This is a genomic window from Alicyclobacillus mali NBRC 102425 (assembly GCF_001570745.1).
In the GTDB taxonomy this organism is placed as follows: domain Bacteria; phylum Bacillota; class Bacilli; order Alicyclobacillales; family Alicyclobacillaceae; genus Alicyclobacillus; species Alicyclobacillus mali.
Genome location: NZ_BCSG01000007.1, coordinates 36,304 through 59,929, shown reverse-complemented (window position 1 = coordinate 59,929; position 23,626 = coordinate 36,304). Strand labels below are relative to the sequence as shown.

Genomic DNA, 23,626 nt, shown 5'->3' with positions numbered 1-23,626 from the left:
CCCCTTTGCGGTCAAGATGCGCCGAGCGCCGGGAAGCCATGCGCCGCCAACCATCAGACTGGACATGAAAGGAAGAGTCCGTTGCTGCCTTTTGACATCCATTCGCAGCCATACGCGACGAACACAGTTGCGCCCGCCGTGGGCGCTCACGCCGCTCGCTCCACGGATCCCATCGTGACTCGCTCGCTCACGGTGGACGGTCAGACCGTGCAGGAATTGGTCATCGACCTGCGCGCGCCTGGCATCGAGGCCAAGCCCGCCATTGCCAACGACCAACTGGGCACAACGGCGACGCTCGCCGAGATCGCCGCCCAGAACCATGCTGTCGCGGCCATCAACGGCACGTTCTTTGACGCTGGCAGCGACAACTTCCCTGCGGGTGCACTCGAGCTGAACGGCGCATTTGTGTTCAACGCCAGCGGAACATTGCTCGGCTTCGGCAACAGCGGCCAGACCACGATGCTCCGCGCGAAGGAATCCCTCTCGCTCGACGTGCTCGATCCATCGAGCTCCACGTCGCAGACGTGGCCCTGGTATCTGAATCGGCTGAGCACGGATCCGATGCGCGTGGACGTGTTGACGCCCTATTTCGGCCCCAAGACGCGCGATCCGCACGCCCTGGTCGCCGAGGTGACAGGCGGCAAAGTGACATCGGTGCGCCGCGGTGAGGCCCCGATTCCGCCCGGCGGTTACGACATTGAACTCGGCGCGGGCGAAGCCGCGACGACCATCGCCGAGCGCGTTCACGTAGGCGATCCGGCCGTCCTGACGGACACGGTGCTGGCCCTGCCAGGCCAAAAACCAGTGCCGTTCGCCGCGTATCCCAACGCCATTGGAGCCGGCCCCATGCTCATAGACAGCGGACGGATTGACGTCGAACCGTCGCTCGAAGGGCTCGACGCGCCCGACATCCTGGACGCGGAGACGCTTCGGTCCGTCGTCGGGACAGACCGCGCGGGCCACCTCATCTTTCTGACGATCCACGGGGCCAACGTGTGGCAAGAGGCATCCATCGCGAAGTCCCTCGGACTCTGGAACGCCATGAACCTGGATGGCGGATCGTCGGTAGGACTCTGGTACGACGGTCGCTATCTCACGACGCCCAAGCGCGCGCTCGCCACAGCCATTGTGGTGGTGCGAAATTGATCCAACGGTCCGTCACGGCCGGACTGGTTCCTCTTCCATCAGGCCGAGATCGACGAGGGCGGCGAAGATACCGCCTTCGTCGACGGACGCCGTGATGCGCCTCGCCGCGCGCTTCGCCGGCTCGGCTGCGTTTCCCATCGCGACGCCTGTGCCCACGTAGGCAAGCATCTCGACGTCGTTTTCGCTGTCGCCGAACGCCAAGGCGTCCTCCTTGTCGCAGCCCGCACGGCGCAGGATGGCCTCCACGCCGGTCGCCTTGGACACCCCCGCGGGAAACACATCCAGATAAAAGCGATGGGGCCGAATGAACCGCAGCGAGTCTTGATACGCCTCGACAAACGGTGCCTCCTGTCCCGGCTTGCAGAAGAGATAGAGTTGATACACGTCTTCCCGTTTCCACGCGGCGGGATCGTACACGGGCTCGCTCGGCAGTCCCAAGAACCGATATGCCTCCCGAATCTCCGGGTGATGAGGCCGATTGGCGAAACACGCCGCCTCTCCCGCGACGACGACGGGATAGCCGCTCGATTCGGCGCACTGGATGAACGAGTCCATCACATCGTGCGGCACCGCCCTGGCCAGAACCTTTTCACCGCGGTACACGGCCAAGGAGCCGTTGCAGCACACGTAACTGTCAAAACCAAGCCGCTCGGCGATGGGGCGCAGTTGATCCGGCGCGCGGCCGGTGGCGATGGCGGTTTCGATACCTCGCTGCCGCAGCGCCGCCAGGGCCTCATCCACGCGCGGCGAAAGCTCGCGGCGATCATCGATCAGCGTGCCGTCAATGTCGAAAAACGCGAAGCGAATGGCCATAGCCTCTCCCTCCTAGCTCTCTCTGACCTCATGGTAACATAAGGTGCGAACCCGGGACGTGTCGCTACAACAATCAAATGAAAAAAGCACCCACGCGCTGGACGTGAGTGCCTGTTGGACATAGACGCTTGGGACCTCGGATTATTCGGAGAGCGTCTGCGCGCTTCGGGCGGCGTGGCGGCGCGGGCGCCAGACGCGGAGGTACTGCGCGCCAAAGTATGAGCCGATGACGATGACAGCCGCGAGGGCTTGCGCGACGATGCTCTGCAGGTTGTTAAACAAGGAGAACCACAGTCCCGCCCAGTCTGGAATGCCAAGGTTCAACTCGGTGGATGGCAGCCAGCCCGCCTGCTGCATCTCCTGAACCTGCTCGCCCACCATCACGAGCAGCACCGCCCCGAGCATGACGCCCGTCAGAACCAGCATGCGCTTGTAGGGCAGCTTCCGGTGGGCGAAAAACGTGAGAACGGCCACCATGAGCGTCAACACCAGGCCGATCCCGGCGCCCATCACCACCACACCGGATCCCAGCTGCATGCGCGTGTTTTGCAGGAACAGCACCACCTCGAACCCTTCGCGGTACACCGAGGTGAACCCCAGCACCACAAGGCCGCGATATGCGAGCGATCTCGCCTGTGCGCCCTGTTCCGCCTGATCGATAATCTCCTTCTTCTTGCGGTTGTGGTAGCTGATCCACCCCGTCCAGTAGATTCGATGGAAGAACCAGTTCATCACGATCAGCAGGACGATGATGGCCAAAAGGCCGGTTGCGGCCTGAATCGACAGCTCAGGTGCCGTCTGTCCCACGAGCGCGATGACGCCCACGACGACGAACCACGTGAGAAGCGTGGCTGCAAACGCGAGTCCCGCGCCCGCCGAGATGGGTCGCCAATAGGTTTGTCCCGCCCGCGTGAGGCTCGCCGTGATAGCAGAAAGAACCAAGATGGTCTCGAGCCCCTCGCGGAAGACGAGTATGCCAGTATCCACAACGGCCGCTCCGCGCCCGATATTGTGGCTCGTCGGATCCGGATTGCCACCTGCCGTCACGCTCTGCCAGACCAGCACGGCCATCACGGCGGCAGCGCATGCCCAAATGACCGCTCGCTTCCAACCGATATTCCGAAGTGCGATGGACATTCCAACATCCTCCTAGATGTGCGGCGCCGCATACTTGACTCCCGGAGTCAACTTTCTAGGAGGTATTCTACAAGTTAGACGAACCCAATCGCAAGAGTTTGATCATAAAAATTTATTTTGTAATACGGATCAAACACGCGCGCGGACCGAGCGCAATCCGAATGCCTCAAGTCACGCGCTCTCCACGCCTCCATGCAAGCGCATAAGCGTCCAGGGCCGCGACGATCTCCTGGCCAATGATGTCGTACGCGTCGTCGGGAAGGTTCGCGAGCGAAACGCGCACCGACCACGCGGGCGCGTGGAATCCGCCTCCGTTCAGCAGGACAATCCCCGACGATTCCGCGAGGCGAAACAGGATGTCGACCGGTTCATACGCGCTCTGAAGGTGTTCGACGAAGTCGCTGCCATGCCGCTGTCGCGCAAGAGCCAGGAGATCAATTTCGGTGTAATACTCGGCCCAGCGCTGAAGCGAGGGCATCTCCACGCCCAATGCTCTGTAAAGTCGCCCCATTCGCCTGTGGCAAATCCCTCGCACCTGCGCCTTGTACTGCTTGCCGCGTGTCGTCAGCGCGTGGAGCGCAAACAGCGCCATCTGTACCTGCTGTGGCGTGGACAATCCTGCCGTGTGATTGAGGGCCACCTGGCGGCTGTCCGCGACCATCCGGTCGATGAACGGCAGCGCATCCGGTTTGGGCGAAAGAATCCGATACCGGGCACCTAGGCGGTCCCGCACCTCGCCAGGCAGGTGCTGAAGGCGCTTGTCAAATACGTTCTGGCGATGCAGCGCGACGACGCCCAGCCGCCAGCCGGTCACGCCGAAGTGCTTGGACAGGGAATACACGAGCAGCGTGTTTTCCGGAAGTTCAGCGGCGAGCGATCGAAAGCCTTCGACGAATGTGCCGTACACGTCGTCCGTGATGATCATCAGATCTGGATTGTGATGGCGAACGATGTCGACCAGCGTCTCGACGTTCTCGGGGCTCAGCGCGACGGACGGCGGATTGGACGGGTTCACAAGAAACAGCGCTCGAACCGACGGATCGGCGAGCTTGCGCAACTCATCCTCAGGATACTGCCACGTGGTTTCCCCGGACGCGTCGCGGCCCGTTGCGCGGATTTCGACCACGTCAAACCGGTATCGGTGAAGTGCGGGGATTTCAATGTAGGGCGGAAAGATGGGTACCATGACGGCGATCTTCGCGCCTGGTGGCAAAAGCTCGTTTGCCGCGAGCGAGTCGAATACGTAGCACATCGCCGCAGTCGCACCCTCCGTCGCAAAGAGCTGCAAATCGCCCGCATGCACGCGACCAGCGCCAATCTCCTCACTGAGATAGTGAGCAAGGACGCGCTCGACATAAGGCAGGATTCGGTCGGGCGTGGGGTAGTTGTCGCCGATCACCCCGTCCACGAATTCGTACAGGAGTCCGTCGCGATCGAGGCCGCGCTGCGCGGCGGCATCCAGGCATTCGAGCAGCACCTGACAGCCGGGGACCTCGGCATGGCGCTGTGCGAAGTCCTCAAAGCGCTGACCGATCCCGTCTGGGTGAGGCATGCCGGCGAGATCGCCCTCCTGCCACACGCGGCGCGCCTCGTCCGTGGCAAACTGGCCGAGCAGCCAGAAGGCGTCGCGCGGAGCCGCCGAAATCCAGTTGGGGTTGCCTCGTCCTGCGTCGAGCATGGCGCGTGCCCGCTTGCGGTCGTGCCGACGAGCGAGAGCCAGGAGCTCGTTCCGCAGCTCGAAGGGACTTTCGGCTTCATACGACTGTTCCAGAGCGCGGCGAGAAGCCACGTCGTGCGGAAGGCGCAGTGCCCCAGGTTGACCCTTTGACTTTTCCACCCATCATCCTCCTCTTCCCGGACCACGAACCCAAGCCGTCCACGTTTTTCTGTTCCATGCTCCCCGGAATCACGAGCTGGTATGCGCCCCGTTCGTCTCCTCGCCATCTCGCCACTCCGGAACGCGCCAGCGAACCCACGCGAAATTGACCAAGTAGAGCAAGATCACAGCCGCAAGCATGACGCGAATTCCAAAACCTGCGGACACAGCTCCTCCGATGAGGGGACCGGCGAAGCTGCCGAGAAAAGTGGAACTTGCTGTGAGCCCGTAGACACGCCCCCGCATCTCCTTCGGCGTCATGCGGCCCACGAGCGCATTCGCAGTGGGAAGAATCCCTCCGATGAATGCACCGAGGAGAAACCGCCCGAGCATGAACACCCACACGCTCGGCGCCAACGCCTGCGGGATATAGCAGAGGGCCGCGCCAACGAGCGAGATCGACAGCACTTTGCGGTACCCGATGCGGTCGCTTCGCTTGCCGAGAAACGGCGAGAAGATGAGGTCGGCGATGCCGGTGACAGCGAAGCAGGCCCCGGATAGCGTGCCGATCACGCCGAGCAGCTGTGCGTTCCTGCCGACAAGCTCCCGGATATAGAGCGGCAGAACGGGTTGTACGCTCATGACGGAAAACTGCGCGGCAAAGAGGACGAAGAACATCACCTGCACGGTGCGGAGATCGCGCACAGCCTTGAACTGGCCGATAAGCCCCATGCGGCGGCCTGCCGCCTTCGATTCGTGAAGCGATGTTTTCGGCTCACGAATCAACGCCCAGGTCAACAGGAACGCCGTCGTCGCGAACGCGGCCGTGAGGTAGAACACAATGCGATAATTGTCATGGAACGTGTCGACGAGCACACCACCCAAGAGAGGGCCCACGAGGCTCCCGACCATGGCAAAGGTCGAAAGCCAGCCGAGGGCAAAACCCAGCCGCTCCTCGGGGATGGTGCTCGCGACGAGCGCGTTGGCGGATGCAGAAAATCCGCTGAACGCTCCTTGCAACATGCGAATGAAGAGAAGCTCGTACACGTTTCGGGACAATCCCATCAGGCTGGTGGCGATGGCAATGGCGAGGGTCGTCCGCATCACCATCAACTTTTTGCCGCGCTTATCCGCGACAGAGCCCCACACAGGCGACATGATGGCGGACATGAGAAAGTTCGCACTTGCGACGACGCCGGCCCATAAATCGATGGCGCGTGGGTTGTGAACGCCCAACTGACCGATGAACAGTGCCAGAAACGGGTTCATACTTGAAAAAGCCATCATCATGATGGCTTGGACGGCGCACATCGTCCAAAGCGTCCTTTGCCAGGACACCGGGCGTCCACGTTGGTCCCATGCGCGTTCGTCTCGCGGTCCCACCATCGTCCATCCCCCCGCGCACGGCCGGAGCGCCGAGCCCAGGTTGGACTCCGGCGCTCCGCGTCGTGTCGATGATCGACCTCCATTGTCGCGCTTGGATCAAATCGTTTCAAGCCTCGACGACCGTCCGCTTCGCCCCTACGAGCGCCAGGTAGTACTGGATGCTGTCCACGAGGGCCTCCCAACTTGCGGCAATGACATTCTCCGACACGCCCACAGTGCGCCAGACGTGATCGCCGTCCGTGGACTCTATCAAAACCCGCACTCGGGCCGCCGTGGCATCCTTTTCATCCAACACGCGGACTTTGTAATCGGTCAGGTGCATGTGCCGGATTTCAGGGCGATGCGGAGCGAGCGCCTTGCGCAGTACGGCGTCGAGTGCATTCACGGGGCCATTGCCTTCGGACACCGTGTGCACGACTTCGCCATCGACTTCGAGCTTGATGATGGCCTGAGACGTCGCCTCGCCCTGGTGCTGCACGTCGGTATCCACCCGCACAGCGAGCACGGCGAACGGCGGCGTGAAGTCGTTCAGAGCCCGGCGGAACAACAGTTCCTGAGAAGCCTCGGCCCCCTCGAACTGATATCCCATGTGTTCCATTTGCTTGATGCGCTCGAGCAAGCGCCTGAGCTCAGCTTCTCGCCCCTCGGTCGGGATACCGAACGCCTGCGCCTGCGCCAGAACGTTCGAGACGCCGGACAACTCGGACAGAAGCACGCGGCGCTCATTGCCGACGAGTTCCGGTGAAATGTGCTCGTACGTCTCGGGATCCCGCTGGATGGCGCTCACGTGGATGCCGCCCTTGTGAGCGAAGGCGCTGTGCCCGACGAACGGCTGGTAACTGTGCGCGACGAGATTGCAGACTTCGCCGACAAACCGGGCCACCGGTGTCAGGAGCCGCAGGTGGTCGCGAGAAGGCAGACACTGATACCCGAGTTTCAGTTCAAGGTTGGGCATGATGGAGGCCAAATTGGCGTTTCCGCAGCGCTCCCCAATGCCATTAATGGTTCCATGCACCATCCGAGCGCCAGCCTGTACGGCGGCCAAGCTGTTGGCCACCGCGAGTTCGCAGTCGTTGTGCGTGTGAATGCCCACCTGAACGGGCACTTCCTGAAGAACCTGTTGCACGATCGTGTAAATTTCATGCGGCATGCTGCCGCCGTTCGTATCGCAAAGTGCAACCCAGTCCACGCCTGCCTCCCACGCGGCGCGGACGGTCGCGAGCGCATACGCTCGGTTTCGCTTGAACCCGTCGAAAAAGTGTTCCGCGTCGAAGATGACTTCGCGTCCTTGCTGCTTCAGATATTGAACCGTATCCCTGATCATGGCGAGATTCTCGTCGAGATCGATCCGGAGGGCCTCGGTCACATGAAAATCCCAGGCCTTGCCGACAATCGCGACGGCTGGCGTCGAAGCTTCCAGCACCGCTCGCACGCCGGCGTCATCCTCGACGCGGACGCCTGGGCGCCGGGTGGCCCCAAAGGCCGTCAACTTCGCATGCCGAAGGCGGAGCGACCGCGCAAGCTGGAAAAACTCCTCGTCCTTCGGGTTGGCGCCGGGAAAACCGCCTTCGATGTAAGCGACGCCGAGATCGTCCAACTTTTCTGCAATCTTGAGTTTGTCAGCGACCGTCAGGCTGACGCCCTCGCCCTGAGTACCGTCGCGCAACGTGGTATCGAGCAAGTACACGTAGCTCATTTGTTCATCTCCTCGCCACTCCCTGAGATCTCTATCTGGATCTGTCGATGGGATGCTACGTTTCAATATGAACGGAATCTTGAGAAATGTCCAGATCGCGTCGCATCGCGCTTGCGGTATAATAACGGTTGGCACTTTTGTACCAGTCCAAGAGGGAGGCTGCACCACGATGATTGCACAGCACGTGCAGGACACGGTGACCCTGAACAACGGCGTGAAGATGCCATGGCTCGGGCTTGGCGTCTACAAAGCGCAGGCAGGCGACGAAGTCGAACAGGCCATCCGCTTCGCTTTCGAAGCCGGCTACCGCCATATCGACACAGCGGCCTTTTACGCGAACGAGGAGAGCGTGGGCAAGGCCGTTCGCGAGTCGGGCCTGCCACGCAGTGAAGTGTTCGTCACCACCAAAGTGTGGAATACCGACCAGGGATACGACGCAGCACTGCGCGCGTTCGAAGCGAGCCTCAAGCGACTCGGCCTCGACTACGTCGATCTGTATCTGGTCCACTGGCCCGTGAGTGGCAAGTACCGTGAGACGTGGCGTGCACTCGAGCGCATCTACGACGAGAAGCTCGCTCGGGCAATTGGGGTGAGTAACTTTCAAATTCACCATCTCGAGGACATCCTCGCGAACAGCAACGTCGTCCCCGCCGTCAATCAGGTGGAATATCATCCCCTGTTGACGCAGGAACCTCTGCGGGCGTTCTGCCGGGAACATCACATTCAGCTTGAAGCGTGGAGCCCCATCATGCGAGGCAATCTCGATTTCCCCGTTCTTCAGGAGTTGGCACAGAAGTACGGCAAGACGCCGGCGCAGATTGTGCTTCGCTGGGATCTTCAAAACGAAGTCGTGACCATCCCAAAATCGGTTCGCAGAGAGCGCATCTTCGAGAACGCGGACCTGTTTGATTTCTCGCTGTCCGACGAAGACATGCGCCGAATCGACGCACTCAACCGCAATCACCGCTTTGGGCCCGATCCCGATACTTTCTAATGCAGAAAGCGCCCCTTGGGGCGCTTTCACTTTTTCAAACGCCTCAGTGTTCCACCTCGTAGCCAGCTTGCTTCCAAGCAGCCGTCCCGCCTTCGATGTACGCCACATTCGTGAAGCCCATTTGTTTCAGCAGGTACGCCGCCAGAGCCGCCTGTCCGCCGGCGCCACAAGTCGTGATGATGGGCCGGTTGCGATCCGCGAGGCGCTCATCGCGCAGTTCCTTCGGAAGTTCCAGATCTGCGCGAATTGGAAGCATGCCGAGCGAGATGTTGACGCTCGCAGGGATCAGCCCGCATGCGCCAGCGTCCGCTGCGTCCTGCACATCAATGACCAGGGTGTTTGGATTTTCCTCCAACCGCTTCTTCGCCTCGGTGGCCGACAATCCCGGTACATTCTCCTTGGCCTTTTGCACCATCTGCATGAAGGTCAATGCCACGAATATTCGCCCTCCTCCAAAGAGATCCTTACTTGTCCATTATACGCCTGAAATCAGGGCATCCGTCCACCCAATGTCGTGCCAGCCTACATACAGTGAACCATCGAAACAGAAGGAGGTGCTGAGACGATGTACGGTGTCTTCGGTGGGTACACCCGCCGGGCTGTTGTGTTTCTCATCATCTTCGTGCTGTTCATCCTCCTGGTTCCCTACGGCGCCTACGCCAATTGACGTGAATGTTTTCTGAGCCGCGCGCAATGCGCGGCTCCCCTTTTCACGAACGGCTCCGCCACGTCTGCCCCCGGCTGCTCTCTTCTCCGAATTCATGTATCATCAGTGCGAGGGGAGAGAGCGCATGCGTGGAATTGTGATTCTTGGGGCTGGATACGGCGGCCTGGCGGCTGCTTTGGAACTGGATCGGCATGGCATCCCGTTTACGCTGATCAACCGAGAGCCTTATCACACATTTAAGACCCTGTTGCACGAGGTGGCCGGGGCGCGCCACGATCCTCACACGTACGCGTTGTCGCTTGCGGACCTGTTTCATCGTGAGACAAGCGAGGTCGTCGTTGCGGAAGTCAACGCCGTGCGGCTATCGGACAAGCTGGTGGAAACCAACCGCGGGGCCATTTCCTACGGAACGCTCGTTGTGGCGCTCGGAAGTCGAACAGCCACCTTCGGGCTCTCTGGCGTGGCAGAGCACGCGTTCCGGCTGGACTCGCTGCGCGCAGCCATGGAACTTCACCATCATGTGGAGCGCGAACTCGAACGGTATCGTCAGACAGGGGACCCTGTTCATCTCAACGTGCTCGTGGCGGGCGGTGGACTCACTGGCGTGGAGCTCATGGGAGAATGGGCGGATTGGTTGCCGAAACGCGCGCGCGATCTCGGCCTGCCAGTCCACGACTTGCACCTCGGCTTAATCCACGCGCACGCCGAAATTCTGCCCGATGTAGACCATCAGCTCCGCGCTGTCGCGCAAGCGAAGCTCAGCGAGCGCGGCGTGGAACTCATTCTCAACGAACGCGTGGCAGGCGCTGAACCGGGCGCGTTTATCCTTGGCTCTGGCCGAAAACTCGAGGCTGGAACCCTCGTCTGGACCGGCGGTGTCGAAGCGCCCGCTCTTCTGCAGGAAGCGGGGTTGCCGGTGGACAATCGAAACCGAGTGGACGTGGACGAGTTTCTGATGGCCAAAGGAGTCCCTGACGTGTACGTCATCGGAGACTGCGCGCGCTTCACCGCCGCGCACGGCACGCCGCTGCCTCCCACCGGCCAGGTGGCAGAGCAGATGGGCCATCATCTGGGTGCCAATCTTGTGCGCAGTGCGCACGGCCGTCCGCCGCTTCCTTTTGTCTATCACGATCACGGCATGGTCGCTTCGCTCGGCCCCAGATACGGCGTGGCCGAGATCGGCACGCATCACGCGACCGGTGCCACCGCACTCGTGCTTAAGGATGGCTCGAAGATGAAATATTTAATGCATCTGGGCGGCCCTGTAACGCTGTTGAAACGATATCGACAATGGCTCGAGATTTGAAACAAACAGCCGCGGCGTTTCCGTCCGCGGCTGCTTGTTTCCTTCGACATTTCCCGAGAAATTGCGCCGTCAATCCGGTGAGACTGGCGGCCTAAGGGCTTTGCCCATCCCCGACAAAAAGCGTAAAAGAAAGCGAATGGCATACGATACATTCGGATCCTTCAGCAGCGCGAGCAGTTCGAAGATGCCGAGCGGCTTGCCATCAGCCACCGTCGCCTGTTTGACATCCGCCAACCCCTCTGCCACGCCGTCCACCAGGTTCGCCAATACCTCAGAATCCAATTTTCCAAGCGCCTGCGCCAAACCAATCGCATTCTGAAGCGCAGAAGCGTATTCGTCTCGGGCGAGGAGATCCACGACGTGGGCCATCACCCGGTCTCCTCGTTCGAGAAGCGCGGTCAACATGGGCAGCAAACCTTTGTCCTCAGCCAGCGCCACAAGCTGAATCAGCCGCTCCGCCGCCTGCTCCTCGTGGACCACAGCATCGGCCAAACGCTCGAGGACGCGCTGGCGCCGCTCCTCGAGCGTCTCTCCCCGGCGCTCAATCACACGAATCGGTTCTCCCATGGCTCAGCCCTCCTTCACGAGCGCGCCGTCCGTCACCAGCGGCACGTAGTCCTTGCGCGTCCACTTCTGCTCGACGTTGACCCCGGGCTGTGGGTTCGGCTTGCCGAGGCGGAAGTTTCCGCGCTTGATGGGCGGCTCGCCGCACGATTGGATGACCTCCATGCGAACGCGCATCTCCTTGTAGGCGGGCGTGTATGTGACGGTGTCGTGATCGCTCGACGTCAGGCGATTGACTGCCTCCTCATCCGCGTGGGACAAGAGGGGAACATACACATGCTTGCCAGACACGCGATCCGTCACAGCCACGCGCACCCTGATGCTTCCATACGGTGAGATGAGGCGCACCAGTGCGCCGTCCTGGACGCCGCGCTCCTTTGCGAGCTCCGGTGAAATCTCGACGAAGGTCTCTGGCACTTTTTCGTGAATACCGGGCACCCGGCTCGTCATGTTGCCCTCGTGGAAATGCTCCAGCAAGCGCCCATTATTCAGTTCCAGATCGTACGCTTCCTCCACTTCGATGGGCGGCGTCCAGTCGACTGGATAGAGCCGCGCCTTCTTGTCGGGGAACGCGAAGCCGTCCGTGTACAGAAGCGGCGTGTCGGTGCCGTCCGGAAGCACGGGCCACTGCAGACTCCGATAGCCTTCGAGGCGGTCATACGACGCCCCGCGGAACAGATCGGCCGCGCTCGCCATCTCCTCGAAAATCTCGCGCGGAGATGTGTAGTTCCAATTGGCGCCAAACCGGTTCGCGACCATCTGAATGATCTCCCAGTCAGGCTTGGAGTCGCCCAACGGATCCAGGACCTTGTACAAGCGCTGGATGCGCCGCTCGGTGTTCGTGAATGTGCCCTCCTTCTCAAGGCTCGGGCACGCCGGAAGGACCACGTCGGCGAACTGCGCGGTCTTGGAGAGGAAGACGTCCTGGACCACGAAGAACTCGAGTTTCCTGAGCGCGTCCTCAACATAGTTGGCGTTGGAATCGACCACCGCCATGTCCTCTCCGCAGAGATACATGGCCTTCAGCTTGCCTTCGTGAATCGCATCCACCATCTGATGGTTGTTGAGACCTGGCGTGATCGGCAACTCGACGCCCCAGAGTTTCTCCCACTTGCGCCGCTGTTCTTCGTTATCCACGCGCTCGTATCCCGGCAGGAACGGAGGCGCGCAGCCCATGTCGCCCGCTCCCTGCACGTTGTTGTGACCGCGCAGCGGATAGGCGCCCGTCCCTGGACGCGCCGCGTTTCCAGTCGCCAGCAGCAAGTTGCAGATGGCAGTTGACGTGTCGCTGCCTCCGCGGTGCTGCGTCACGCCCATGGCCCAGCACACCGCGACACGCTCTGCATCCATGATCATCTCGGCCACGCGAATGAGTTCCTCTTTGCGCAGGCCGCAGACTTCGCTCGCGTAGTCCAACGTGAACTTTTCAAGCGATCGGAGGTACTCATCGAAACCATTCACGCGATCCCGCAGAAACGCCTCGTCGTGCCGGCCCTGGTCGATGATGTACTTCGTCACCGCGGACAGCCACACCAAATCCGTGCCCTGGCGCGGCTGAATGAAGAGATCGGCGCGCGTGGCCATGATGTTGCGACGCAGATCGGCCACAATGTGCTTCTGGCCCCGCTTCTTCTGTGCCCGGCGGAGACGCGTCGACAGGACGGGGTGCGCCTCGGCGGGGTTTGCGCCCACGATGAGGACGAGATCGGCCAACTCGAGGTCCTTGATGGACCCGGTATCGCCGCCCAGCCCCATCGTCCGCCGCAGCGCTTCGGTCGCAGGCGACTGACAGTAGCGCGAGCAGTTGTCGATGTTGTTCGTGTGCATGACGGCGCGCGCCAGCTTCTGCATCAGGTAGTTCTCTTCGTTGGTCGTCTTGGACGACGAGATGAACGCGACGGCGTCGTAGCCATGCTTGGCCTGGATCTCCTTGACGCGCTGTTCGATCACGTCAAGCGCCTCGTCCCAGCTCACTTCCACGAATCGGTCGCCCCTGCGCACCAGCGGCTTGGTCAGGCGGTCCGGACTGTTCACGAACTCCCAGCCGAACTTGCCCTTGACGCACGTCGAGATCTGGTTGACCGGCGCCTCCATCTGCGGCTCGACCTTGAGGATGTGGCGATCCTTCGTCCACACGTCGAACGCGCAGCCCACGCCGCAATACGTGCAGACCGTCTTCGTCTTCTGAATGCGCGCCTCGCGCATCTCGTGCTCAATTTCCGAGACGACGAAGATGGACGAGTAGCCAGGTTCGACCTTCTTGGTGATGTCGATCATCTTGTCCAGCGTCGGTTTCTCGATGCCCGTGAGAAAGCCCGCTTCCCCGAGCATGGATTTTTCCATGAGCGCGTTGGTCGGACACACCGTCACGCAGTGGCCACACGAGACGCACGACGACTCGTTGATGGGAACATCGTTGTCCCAGATAACCCGCGGCACCTCGCGATCCCACGCGATGGAGAGAACCTCGCTCACCTGCAGGTTTTGGCACGCCTCGACGCAGCGGCCGCAAAGGATGCACTGCTGCGGATCATACCGATAGAACGGATTCGACATGTCGACTTCGTACGGCTTGGGCGTGAACGGGTACGCCTGATGCTCCACGCCCATCTCCATCACCGTGTTGTGCAGCACGCAGTTGCCGTTGTTGTTGTCGCACACGGTGCAGTACAACTCGTGATTTTTCAAGATGCGGTCCATGGCCTCTTTGCGGGCGTACCGCGCGGCCACAGACTTGGTGCGAACCTCCATGCCTTGGGCCGCAGGCGTGGAGCACGCGCGGGTCAGCTGTCCGTCGATCTCGACGATACAGGTGTCGCACGTCTCAATGGGGCCGAGCGCCGGATGATAACAGACGTGCGGATGTTCCTGCCCCGTGGACAGGATGGCGTCGAGCACAGACGCACCTTGTTCCACAGAGACTTGCTTGCCGTCGATCTCGAGTTGCACGGTTCCCGACTCGGCCTGGGCTTCGGTCCTGATATCGATCATGCCGATATCCCCTTTCTCTTTCAGTTTGCGCGAGAGGAGACAGACGGCCACGTAGACGTGCCGCGCCCCACGGCAAGGGCGCGGCCGATGGCGGGCGGGCGACGGAGCGAGCGACTCAAGCCTCGCGGCGGGACTTCGTCAGGTAGACGAGATAATAGGCGAGCGCGGTGAAAATCCAGCCGCCGATGGCGTTGCCGATGAACGCGCCGCACCATTCCTCGATGATCTTCCCCCATGAATAGTCGGCGCCGACCCACAGACCTGCCGGCAAGACGAACATGTTGGCCACGACGTGCTGAAAGCCGATGGCCACAAACGCCATGATGGGGAACCAGATGGCGAAGATCTTGCTCACGATGTCCTTCGCACCATACGCCATCCAAACGGCGAGGCAGACCAACCAGTTACACCCGATGGCAGACAGAATGGTCGGCCCGAACGCGAGCTTCGCTTTGGCCGTCGCGATGGCAATGACCGTCGCCTTGAACGGATCCGCCGTGAGCAGGTGCGCGCCGACGCCGAACGCGCCCGCCACAAACAGCGAACCCAAAAGGTTTCCAATCAGCACCCAGAACCAGTTGTACACGAGGCCTCCGATGCTCGCGCGGCCCGCGTGCACGGCGATGGGCACCGTCATCATGTTGCCGGTGAGGAGTTCGGCGCCCGCGATGACCACAAGCATGAGGCCGACCGGAAACACGGCGCCGCCGATTAGGCTCTTGATGGACGCGAGGCTGTCCGGCAGGCTGGCCGTCACCCGGATGTCGACGAGGAACCCGAGCGCAATGAATGCGCCTGCCAGAATGCCGAGAATCAGCAGCTTCCACCATGTTTCCTTCGACTTCTTTTCCCCGACCCCCACTGCCAGTTGCGCAATTTCCGCTGGACTCAAGAACCCGTTGCTCATTCGACTCTCACCCTTTTCTCCTCAGCGCTCTTCTGGTTCACATCGTGCCCAACCTTACCTTGTGCAGCGCGGCGAGCTTCATACCTAAAACAAAAACCATGATGACCCATCCGCTGCACACACAAAAAAAGACACAAATTGCCGCACATCGCGGTCAACTTGTGCCGATGTGTTCGCCTGCAGAACCTACAGGCCAACCATTCAAGCGCCGAGCCAATTGTTTCGTAGCGCGCCCACTCACGCGAATGCACCCGCCACGCGCCTACATTATACCACGTTCAAGGTGAAACCGAATACAACTCATTCTGCGGATTCTTGCGCTTGATTCGCTTGTTTGCCACAGACGAACCCATCCGGAAGGGGCTCTTTCGGAATGGAGCGCTCAAAAATGAACACCGAAACGCCCATGTCCTCCTCGACCTTGAAATCGGAGAACAGGTACAGAAATTTTGAGCCCGCCACCTCTTCGAGACCCTCCGGGACCTTCCGCTTGTACAGCTCCTGAATCATGCTCGTCCGCGCCAGGCGCACCATCTCGGCCCCTTCGGGTGTTCGACTGATAAACTTCTCCGTCGGCGTCAGATTGCCTTGCAGCACGGAGATGGCCATGTTGTCCACGAACACCGTGTGGATCCGCTCCGGCCCCTTGCCGAAGCATTCCTTCCGAACCCTGCGAACGATCTCGTTAAACGCCTGCTCGCGACTCCTCGGCATTCCCCATCGCCCCCGGCCGTCTCGCTCCTCTGACTCTATTGTAGCCGCTTCTCTTACGTCAGCCAAATGTGGCATTCCCCCGAGATTTCGTCTACAGTGACGTCAGGAGGCGATTCCATGAGCATCGTCTTTGCAGCCATCGCACCACACGGCTTGCCCGTTCTCCCTGAACTGGTCGGCGAGGGTCCGGACCTGATGGCCAAAACGCGCGCAAGCCTTGTCGAACTCGGCCGCGCCGCGAAGACCGCCGATCCCGACGCGTTCATCGTCATCACCCCCCACGGCATCCGCGCGGAGGGCCAGTTCACCCTTAGTGCAAGCGCCTACATGGAGGGCGAACTCAGCGAGCAGACCGCGGCACTCATGGTCCGCGCCCACCGTCCCGACAAGGGCAACTTTGTCCACATGCGCCGCGCCGTGGATCGCGAGCTCGCGCGAAAGATCGCAAAGTTCGCTTCCTCCCACCTGCCGCTCGCGGTCCTCAACTTCGCCACCGCGGAAGGTCCGCTGTCCACGCTCCCGCTCGACTGGGGAACCATCATCCCGCTTTTCTTCATGCCGGATCGCCCAGTGGTGGTGATTCAGACGGCGACGTCGCGCCCATACGAAGAACACGTTCGTCTCGGCCAAGCGATTCGAGCCGCATGCGATGCGCTGCATCGCCGGGCTGCCCTGATTGCGAGCTGCGACTGGGCGCACGCGCACGCAGAAGACGGGCCGTACGGCTACCACGAAGACGCCGCCCGTCTCGACGCCGAGGTGGAGCAAAACATCGCGTCGGGCCGACTCGAAGAACTGGCGGCGTTACCGAGTGAGAGGATTCAAAACGCGCGGCCCGATGGCATTTGGCAGGCGCTCGTGCTCGCAGGGGCGGTGCCCAAGGAAGAGCGGCATCCACACGTCCTTTCGTACGAGCGCCCCACGTATTTTGGCATGTTGTGCGCCCAGTTGGTGTGAAAAGACCCTTGTCAACTAACGGTCACGGCGCGCCAATGACCGGCTCGCGAAGATGGGGCGACACGATGACGGTGTCAAGGACCCGCGCCACACCGTCCGCGCGCGTGGTGACCAAGCGGTAGGACCCCGCTTGTCCAAGCAGAAAACGGCGCCTGAGCCGATTCGACGCGTCCGACATCGGCTGGAACGCGTTGCGTTGAAGATCCGCCGTGCGCATCTGACACGAGAGCGCCTGAGCTCCTTCGACGTCGAGCTCCCAGCCGAGTGGCACAGACAGGACGAGCGATCCGCGGTCTGCCTGCGCTCCGCGGCCGGTATCCCGTCCGTCGGTGTACGCGTGCGGAGAGACCGGTGCCGTAATGGCGCGCCCGTCCGTGTAGGCGTCGGGCGATGTGGGCGCCGTGACCCCGCGCCCGTCCGTGGCCTCCGCAGACGACGCTCGCGGCGTTGCGACGGGCCGAAGATCGACCGTCACCACGTGGTGGGCCGTATCGAGGCGAACCGCGTGCACGGTCGGACCGTACACGATCTCGCGGGTCGCGCCTGATGTCGCCTGCGGGCTAGCGGGTGAGACGCCCGAGATGGCGAAGGAGAGCAAAAGAGCGGGCAGCATCGAACATCCCTCCATGCAACCAGTGGATGTCCCTTAGCTTGCCCGCCATTTTCCTTTTTCATCCATACATCAATCACACGCCGCCAAGAGGTGCCGCGGCGCCTCGAGACGCCTCGCGCAGGGCTTCGTCGACGCTCGATCCGGCAAACTGGCTGCGATACAACTTGGCGTAAAATCCTTCCTTTTCCAAGAGCTCGCGATGTGTTCCCTGCTCGATCACTCGGCCGTGATTCATGACGAGGATCTGGTCGGCGTTTTGAATGGTGGACAGCCGGTGCGCGATGACAAAACTCGTCCTGCCCTCCATCAATCGTTGCATCGCCTCTTGAATCAGAAGCTCGGTTCGCGTGTCCACGCTCGAGGTGGCCTCGTCCAGAATGAGAATGGCGGGATCGGCCAAAATGGCACGGGCGATGGTGATGAGCTGCTTCTGTCCCTGAGACAGGTTCGATGCCTCTTCATTAATGACGGTGTCATAGCCGTCTGGCAGCGTGCGAATAAAGTGGTCCGCCCGCGCCGCTCGCGCCGCGCGAAGGATCTCGTCCTCAGTGGCGCCGGGCCGTCCGTACGCGATGTTCTCCCGGATGGAGCCGTGGAACAGCCACGTGTCCTGGAGCACCATGCCGTAGAGATTGCGGAGATCCGCGCGCGTCATGTCGCGAATGTCGACGCCATCGATGGTGATAAAACCCTCGCGCACGTCGTAGAACCGCATCAGCAGATTGACGAGCGTCGTCTTGCCAGCTCCGGTCGGGCCGACGATGGCCACGGTCTGTCCCGCCGCGACCTCGAGATTCAGATCCTCGATGAGCGGCTGATCGTCCTTGTAGCGGAAGGAGACGTGGTGAAACGCCACGGCGCCCCTCGGATCGATCAGGCGCACGGGCTCGGCGGGATCGGGCACCTCCTCCGGCTCATCCAGCAGCTCGAAGATCCGCTCCGCGGACGCGATGGTCGACTGAATGACGTTGGAGATGCTCGAAAGCTGGGTGATGGGCTGGGAGAACTGGCGCGCGTACAGGATGAACGCCTGGATGTCCCCAATGGTGATGGTGCCTCGCGCCACAAAAAGCCCACCAATCACGCTGACAAGCACGTACCCCAGGTTGCCGATAAAGTTGTTGAGCGGGAAGATGAGCCCCGACACGAACTGTGCCCGCCACCCCGACTCGTACAGGGCCTCGTTGTGGCTGTCGAACGTCTCCAGCGCGCGCCGCTCCATGTTGAACGCCCGCACGATGGCGTGCCCGGTGTACATCTCTTCGATGTGGCCGTTCAAGAGCCCCAAAGACCGCTGCTGACCCACGAAAAACCCCTGCGATCGCTTCGTGACAAACCGCGTCACGTAAAACGACAGCGGCAACGTGAGAAACATCACGAGCGTCATCAGCGGGCTGATGGACAACATCACCGCGATCACGCCGACAAACGTCACGATGCTCGATACGAACTGAAGCAACGCCTGCTGCAGGGTGTTGCCGATGTTGTCGAAGTCGTTCACGAAACGGCTCATGACATCGCCGATGGGGCGCCCGTCGAAGAACGAAAGCGGCAAACGCTCGAGCTTCGCGTACACGTCCCGCCGGAGCGCGTACACGGTTTTCTGGGCCACGCCAGCCATCAAGTACTGCTGCAGGTAGCTGAACAGGCTCGACAGCACGTAGAGGCCCGTCAGTTCCTCCAGCACGCGCACAATGTCCACCCAGTTGAACGCCGGGCCGGGCAAATGCATCCACTTGTGCCGCAGCCCTGCGACGAGATCGTTCGTGATGCCCTTCATGACGTCCGGGCCAAGGATGGAAAAGAGCGTCCCGAGCACGGTCATCACGAACACCAGAGCGATGCGCCATGCGTGCGGCCGGAAGTACTGCATGAGCCGGCGCGCGGTTCCGCCGAAATCCTTCGGCTTCTGGACGGGCATTCCCGGCCTCATCCCGCCGTGGCGCATGGGCATAGGCGGACGCATGGCTGGCATCTCCCGCCGATCCTGACTCATGCCGTGACCTCCTCTCCGAGCTGCGACCGGACAATCTCCCGGTACACCTGACAGTTGGCGAGCAACTCCTCATGCGTACCGATCCCGGCCACGCGCCCCTCGTCCAGCACAACGATTTGGTTCGCATCGCGAATCGTGTTGACGCGCTGCGCGACAATGATGACCGTCGCCGTGCTCACGGCCTCCCGCAGCGCCTGGCGTAGGCGCGCATCGGTTCGAAAGTCGAGCGCGGAGAAGCTGTCGTCGAAGATGTAAATGGGCGCTCGGCGCACAAGCGCCCGGGCGATGCAAAGGCGCTGCTTCTGACCGCCCGAAAGATTCCTACCGCCCTGCTCCACCACCGCGTCGAACCCGTTTGGCATCTGCTCGACGAACTCGAGCGCCTGCGCGATGCGGGCGGCTTCGCGCACCTCTTCGTCCGTCGCGTCCTCACGGCCCACCCGGATGTTGTCCGCGATGGTGCCGCTGAACAGGACGGATTTCTGCGGCACATAGCCAATCTGCGCGCGCAGCGCCTCCTGGTCCCACGCGCGCACGTCGATCCCGCCCACGAGCACGCTCCCGGACTCCACGTCGTAGAAGCGAGGAATGAGGCTCACGAGCGTCGACTTGCCCGATCCCGTCCCGCCGATGATGGCCGTCACCTCACCCGGCCTTGCGACAAACGAAATGTCCGAAAGCGCAGGCGCCTCCGCGCCGGGATAGCGGAACGTCACGCCTTGAAATTCCACGAGCCCCTCGATATCGGATGCCGACCGCGGCGATTCCGCATCGCGAATCCTGGTCGTCGTGGAGAGAACTTCCCAGATGCGGTTGGCGGACGCGTTTGCGCGCGGGATCATGAAGAACATCATGGAGACCATCATGATGGCGAACAAGAGCTGCGTCACATACTGGATGAACGCCATCAGCGAGCCAATTTCCATCTTTCCGGTCGCCACGCGCACACCGCCGAACCATAGGATGGCGATCACGGCCAGGTTGATGACGAGCATAAGCGCCGGCGACAGTGCGGCCATGATCTTCTGCACGCGCGTGGTCGTGCCCGTGAGATCGGCGTTGGCGCGATCGAACCGCGCCGCCTCGCGCGCGACCTGGTTGAACGACCGGATGACGCGAATGCCGGTCAGGTTCTCGCGCAACACGCGATTCAGCACATCAATCTTTCCCTGCATGAGGCGGAACAGCCGGCTCGCCCGGCCGAACACGAGCACAATGACGCCCGCGAGCACCGGGAGCATCAGCCAGACCACGACGGAGAGCCTGGCATCCGTGTAGACAGCCATGAGCACGCCGCCGATGCAGTTGAGCGGCGCCATGATCATCATGCGCAGCATCATGTTGACGAGCTGCTGCACTTGGGTGATGTCGTTCGTCGTCCGGGTGATGAGCGACGCCGTCGAAAACCGGTCGATCTCCTCCAGTGAAAACGTCTGCACGTGCGCAAACAGGTCCCGCCGGAGGTGCTTGCCGAAGCTCGCCGCCGTCTGCGAGGACAGGTAGCTCGCCGTGATGGAGAAGCCCACCGCGACGATGGAGACCCCGAGCATGAACCCGCCCATGCGGACGATGTACGCCAGGTTGCCTTTCAAGACACCGTTGTCGACAATTTCGGACATGAGCGTCGGCAAATACAGGTTTCCAAGCACCTGCAGGAAGATGAACGTCACGATGAGAACAATGCGCAGCCGGTACGGCCGCAGATAGGGAAAAAGCTTGCGCAAGCCACCCACCCCCGATGTGCACTGGCGACAGGCGCCAGCAAACGCCGCATGGTATGATACTCGTGAAGCCTTGAAATCGCGTTGAAACCGCCATCAACGCCGCGAAGGAGTGACCTCATGGAAGCGCCGAAGGCAAAAGCGATTCCGAAAGTGCTCGAGATTCATGGAGACCGCCGGATCGATCCATACTACTGGCTCCGGGAACGCGACAACCCCGATGTGATCCAGTATCTCGAAGACGAGAATACATACTACCGGTGGTTCATGGAGCGCATCCAGCCGCTCACCGACGAGCTGTACGACGACATGGTGGCCCGCATTCCCGACGCGGAAGAGCGCGTTCCCGTCCAGGGAGACCAATACTTCTACTACACGCGCATGGAAAAGTCCTTGCAATATCCCATTCACGCTCGCAAGCGGGCGGCCTCGCGCGAGGCGCTGGCCGCTGCCGAGGAGGAGATTGTCCTCAATTTGAACGATCTCGCCGGCGACGGTTACCTGAGTGTAACCGTGCTCGCCACGAGCCCGGACGAGAAGCGGCTCGCGTACCTGGAAAACCGGGACGGGACGGATCGGTACACGCTTCTCGTGAAGGATCTCACCACGGGTGAAATGTTGCCGGATCGCATCGAGGGCGTATTCATCGACGGCAGCGTCGCCTGGAGCGCGGATGGCCAGTACCTGTTCTACATCACGGTCGACGAGGCGCAGCGACCGTACCGCCTGTACCGGCATCGACTTGGCGATCCGGTCGAGCACGACGCGCTCGTGTACCAGGAGGACGACGAGACCTGCATCCTCACGCTCGCAAAGTCGCAGAGCGGCAGATATTTGTTCCTCACTTCCTCGACGAAGACCTCGACGGAGGTCCGCTACCTGCCGGCGGACGATCCGCTCAGCGAGTGGACCGTGTTTCGCCCGCGCCAGGCCGATGTGGAATACGAGCTCGAGCACTGGGACGACGCGTTTCTCGTCCTGACGAATCTCCATCGCCCGAACTTCAGCCTGTTTCGCCACCCCATCGCGCCGTGCGAGGACGAGCGCCTGGAGGAGCTGTTCCCGTACGACGAGGCCCGGTATCTCACCGGCGTTCACCCGTTCCGTGAGGCCGTCGTGATCGAAGGCCGGGAAGGCGGCCTGACGCAGATCTGGACGTTTGCCAGCGGGCGCCTCACGCGGCTCGAGTGGGACGAGCCGCTTTACACCGTCTCCGTATCGGCGAATCGCCGCTACGACACGCGCGAGGTGCTGATCCAATACGAGTCGTTTCTGACGCCGCGCACCACCTACGCGCTCGATCCCGTGAGCGTCACCAGGAAGGAGCTTCACCGCCAGCCGGTCAACGGCCCGTACCATCCGTCCGACTACGTACAGGAGCGCCTCTGGGCGAAGGCGAACGACGGGACCGACGTCCCCGTCTCGCTCGTGTACCGGAAGGATGCGCGCGCAGACGGACCCGCGCCGTGCATTCTCTACGGATACGGCTCCTACGGGCACAACCTGGATCCCGTCTTCATGCCGACGCTGCTCCTCCCCTTGCTCGATCGCGGCGTGATTTACGCCATCGCGCACGTCCGGGGCGGATCCGAGATGGGCCGGCACTGGTACGAAAACGGCAAAATGCTGCGGAAGAAGAACACGTTCACCGACTTCATCGCCTGTGCAGATGCGCTCATCCGCGAGGGCTACACGTCGCCCGAAAAACTGGCGGCGGACGGGCGGTCCGCGGGCGGCCTCCTCATGGGCGCCGTGGCCAACATGGGCGGGGATCGGTTTGCCGCCATCTCCGCCGGCGTCCCGTTTGTCGACGTCGTCACCACCATGCTCGATCCCACCATCCCGCTGACGACGCTCGAATGGGACGAGTGGGGCGATCCGCTCGACGAGACGTACTACTTTTACATGAAGTCGTACAGCCCGTACGACAACGTCGAGCCGAAGCGCTACCCGCACCTGATTGTCACCACAGGGCTCAACGATCCGCGCGTCGCGTACTGGGAACCTGCCAAGTGGGTCGCGAAGCTGCGCGCCACCAAGACAGGCCAGGAGGCGCTCGTGCTCAAAACCCACATGGGCGCCGGGCACTTCGGATCCTCTGGCAGGCTCGAGCATTTGCGGGAGTCGGCCGAGATCCACGCGTTCTTGCTCTACCACATCGGCGTGTCGCCAAAGCGTTCAACCGCTTCCTGATGCTGACGC

At 61.8% G+C, this 23,626-nt stretch carries 18 protein-coding genes; 5 read left to right on the top strand and 13 right to left on the bottom strand.

Annotation, left to right across the window (positions count from 1 at the left end; genetic code table 11):
• Positions 1 to 81 precede the first annotated feature (81 nt).
• Complete coding sequence (locus AMA01_RS04025) at positions 82 to 1,146, top strand: phosphodiester glycosidase family protein (protein WP_067847674.1); 1,065 nt, start codon at positions 82 to 84, stop codon at positions 1,144 to 1,146.
• Positions 1,147 to 1,158: 12 nt separating this feature from the next.
• Here AMA01_RS04025 and AMA01_RS04020 read toward each other — a convergent pair whose 3' ends face one another.
• From AMA01_RS04020 to cimA, 5 genes are all read right to left on the bottom strand, one after another.
• On the bottom strand, positions 1,159 to 1,959 hold the full coding sequence (locus AMA01_RS04020; RefSeq protein WP_067847672.1) for a Cof-type HAD-IIB family hydrolase: 801 nt from the start codon (positions 1,957 to 1,959) through the stop codon (positions 1,159 to 1,161).
• Between the two features lie 141 nt (positions 1,960 to 2,100).
• On the bottom strand, positions 2,101 to 3,096 hold the full coding sequence (locus tag AMA01_RS04015) for an FTR1 family iron permease (protein ID WP_067847669.1): 996 nt from the start codon (positions 3,094 to 3,096) through the stop codon (positions 2,101 to 2,103).
• Between the two features lie 166 nt (positions 3,097 to 3,262).
• The gene (locus AMA01_RS04010; protein WP_082743949.1) at positions 3,263 to 4,933 is read right to left on the bottom strand and encodes a bifunctional aspartate transaminase/aspartate 4-decarboxylase; all 1,671 of its coding nucleotides are present in this window, start codon (positions 4,931 to 4,933) and stop codon (positions 3,263 to 3,265) included.
• A 69-nt stretch (positions 4,934 to 5,002) separates the two neighbouring features.
• Positions 5,003 to 6,298 carry an MFS transporter gene (locus AMA01_RS04005; protein WP_230087974.1) on the bottom strand — a complete coding sequence of 432 codons (1,296 nt, stop codon included), beginning with the start codon at positions 6,296 to 6,298 and terminating at the stop codon, positions 5,003 to 5,005.
• Between the two features lie 106 nt (positions 6,299 to 6,404).
• Positions 6,405 to 7,994 carry a citramalate synthase gene (gene cimA, locus AMA01_RS04000; protein ID WP_067847666.1) on the bottom strand — a complete coding sequence of 530 codons (1,590 nt, stop codon included), beginning with the start codon at positions 7,992 to 7,994 and terminating at the stop codon, positions 6,405 to 6,407.
• Positions 7,995 to 8,163: 169 nt separating this feature from the next.
• On the opposite strand from cimA, the gene AMA01_RS03995 reads away from it, so the two are divergent.
• A complete protein-coding gene (locus AMA01_RS03995; protein WP_067847663.1) occupies positions 8,164 to 8,988 on the top strand; it encodes an aldo/keto reductase in 825 nt (274 codons plus the stop codon).
• A 43-nt stretch (positions 8,989 to 9,031) separates the two neighbouring features.
• Here the strand turns inward: AMA01_RS03995 and AMA01_RS03990 are convergent, their stop codons facing one another.
• Entirely contained in the window at positions 9,032 to 9,424 is a 393-nt protein-coding gene (locus AMA01_RS03990) for a rhodanese-like domain-containing protein (protein ID WP_067847660.1), read from the bottom strand.
• A 355-nt stretch (positions 9,425 to 9,779) separates the two neighbouring features.
• Between AMA01_RS03990 and AMA01_RS03985 the strand changes: the two genes are divergently transcribed.
• Entirely contained in the window at positions 9,780 to 10,961 is a 1,182-nt protein-coding gene (locus AMA01_RS03985) for an NAD(P)/FAD-dependent oxidoreductase (RefSeq protein WP_067847656.1), read from the top strand.
• Positions 10,962 to 11,030: 69 nt separating this feature from the next.
• On the opposite strand, the gene AMA01_RS03980 is transcribed toward AMA01_RS03985, so the two are convergent.
• The 4 genes from AMA01_RS03980 to AMA01_RS03965 form a co-directional block, all read right to left on the bottom strand.
• Positions 11,031 to 11,528 carry a DUF1641 domain-containing protein gene (locus AMA01_RS03980; protein ID WP_067847653.1) on the bottom strand — a complete coding sequence of 166 codons (498 nt, stop codon included), beginning with the start codon at positions 11,526 to 11,528 and terminating at the stop codon, positions 11,031 to 11,033.
• A 3-nt stretch (positions 11,529 to 11,531) separates the two neighbouring features.
• On the bottom strand, positions 11,532 to 14,516 hold the full coding sequence (fdhF, locus tag AMA01_RS03975) for a formate dehydrogenase subunit alpha (protein WP_067847650.1): 2,985 nt from the start codon (positions 14,514 to 14,516) through the stop codon (positions 11,532 to 11,534).
• Between the two features lie 115 nt (positions 14,517 to 14,631).
• A complete protein-coding gene (locus tag AMA01_RS03970; protein ID WP_067847647.1) occupies positions 14,632 to 15,423 on the bottom strand; it encodes a formate/nitrite transporter family protein in 792 nt (263 codons plus the stop codon).
• A gap of 300 nt (positions 15,424 to 15,723) precedes the next feature.
• On the bottom strand, positions 15,724 to 16,137 hold the full coding sequence (locus AMA01_RS03965; RefSeq protein WP_067847644.1) for a DUF2294 domain-containing protein: 414 nt from the start codon (positions 16,135 to 16,137) through the stop codon (positions 15,724 to 15,726).
• 117 nt (positions 16,138 to 16,254) lie between these two features.
• Between AMA01_RS03965 and AMA01_RS03960 the strand changes: the two genes are divergently transcribed.
• The gene (locus AMA01_RS03960) at positions 16,255 to 17,094 is read left to right on the top strand and encodes a DODA-type extradiol aromatic ring-opening family dioxygenase (RefSeq protein WP_067847642.1); all 840 of its coding nucleotides are present in this window, start codon (positions 16,255 to 16,257) and stop codon (positions 17,092 to 17,094) included.
• Positions 17,095 to 17,116: 22 nt separating this feature from the next.
• Here the strand turns inward: AMA01_RS03960 and AMA01_RS03955 are convergent, their stop codons facing one another.
• From AMA01_RS03955 to AMA01_RS03945, 3 genes are all read right to left on the bottom strand, one after another.
• The gene (locus tag AMA01_RS03955; RefSeq protein WP_067847639.1) at positions 17,117 to 17,707 is read right to left on the bottom strand and encodes a hypothetical protein; all 591 of its coding nucleotides are present in this window, start codon (positions 17,705 to 17,707) and stop codon (positions 17,117 to 17,119) included.
• A gap of 73 nt (positions 17,708 to 17,780) precedes the next feature.
• Positions 17,781 to 19,703: an ABC transporter ATP-binding protein gene (locus AMA01_RS03950; protein ID WP_067847636.1), complete on the bottom strand. Its 1,923-nt coding sequence runs from the start codon at positions 19,701 to 19,703 to the stop codon at positions 17,781 to 17,783.
• Positions 19,700 to 21,427, bottom strand: a complete 1,728-nt coding sequence (locus tag AMA01_RS03945) for an ABC transporter ATP-binding protein (protein WP_067847633.1) — start codon at positions 21,425 to 21,427, stop codon at positions 19,700 to 19,702. Before AMA01_RS03945 ends, AMA01_RS03950 begins: the two co-directional genes overlap by 4 nt.
• Positions 21,428 to 21,544: 117 nt before the next feature.
• Here AMA01_RS03945 and AMA01_RS03940 point away from each other — a divergent pair, with 117 nt between their 5' ends.
• Complete coding sequence (locus tag AMA01_RS03940) at positions 21,545 to 23,617, top strand: S9 family peptidase (protein WP_067847630.1); 2,073 nt, start codon at positions 21,545 to 21,547, stop codon at positions 23,615 to 23,617.
• The last annotated feature ends 9 nt before the right edge of the window (positions 23,618 to 23,626 follow it).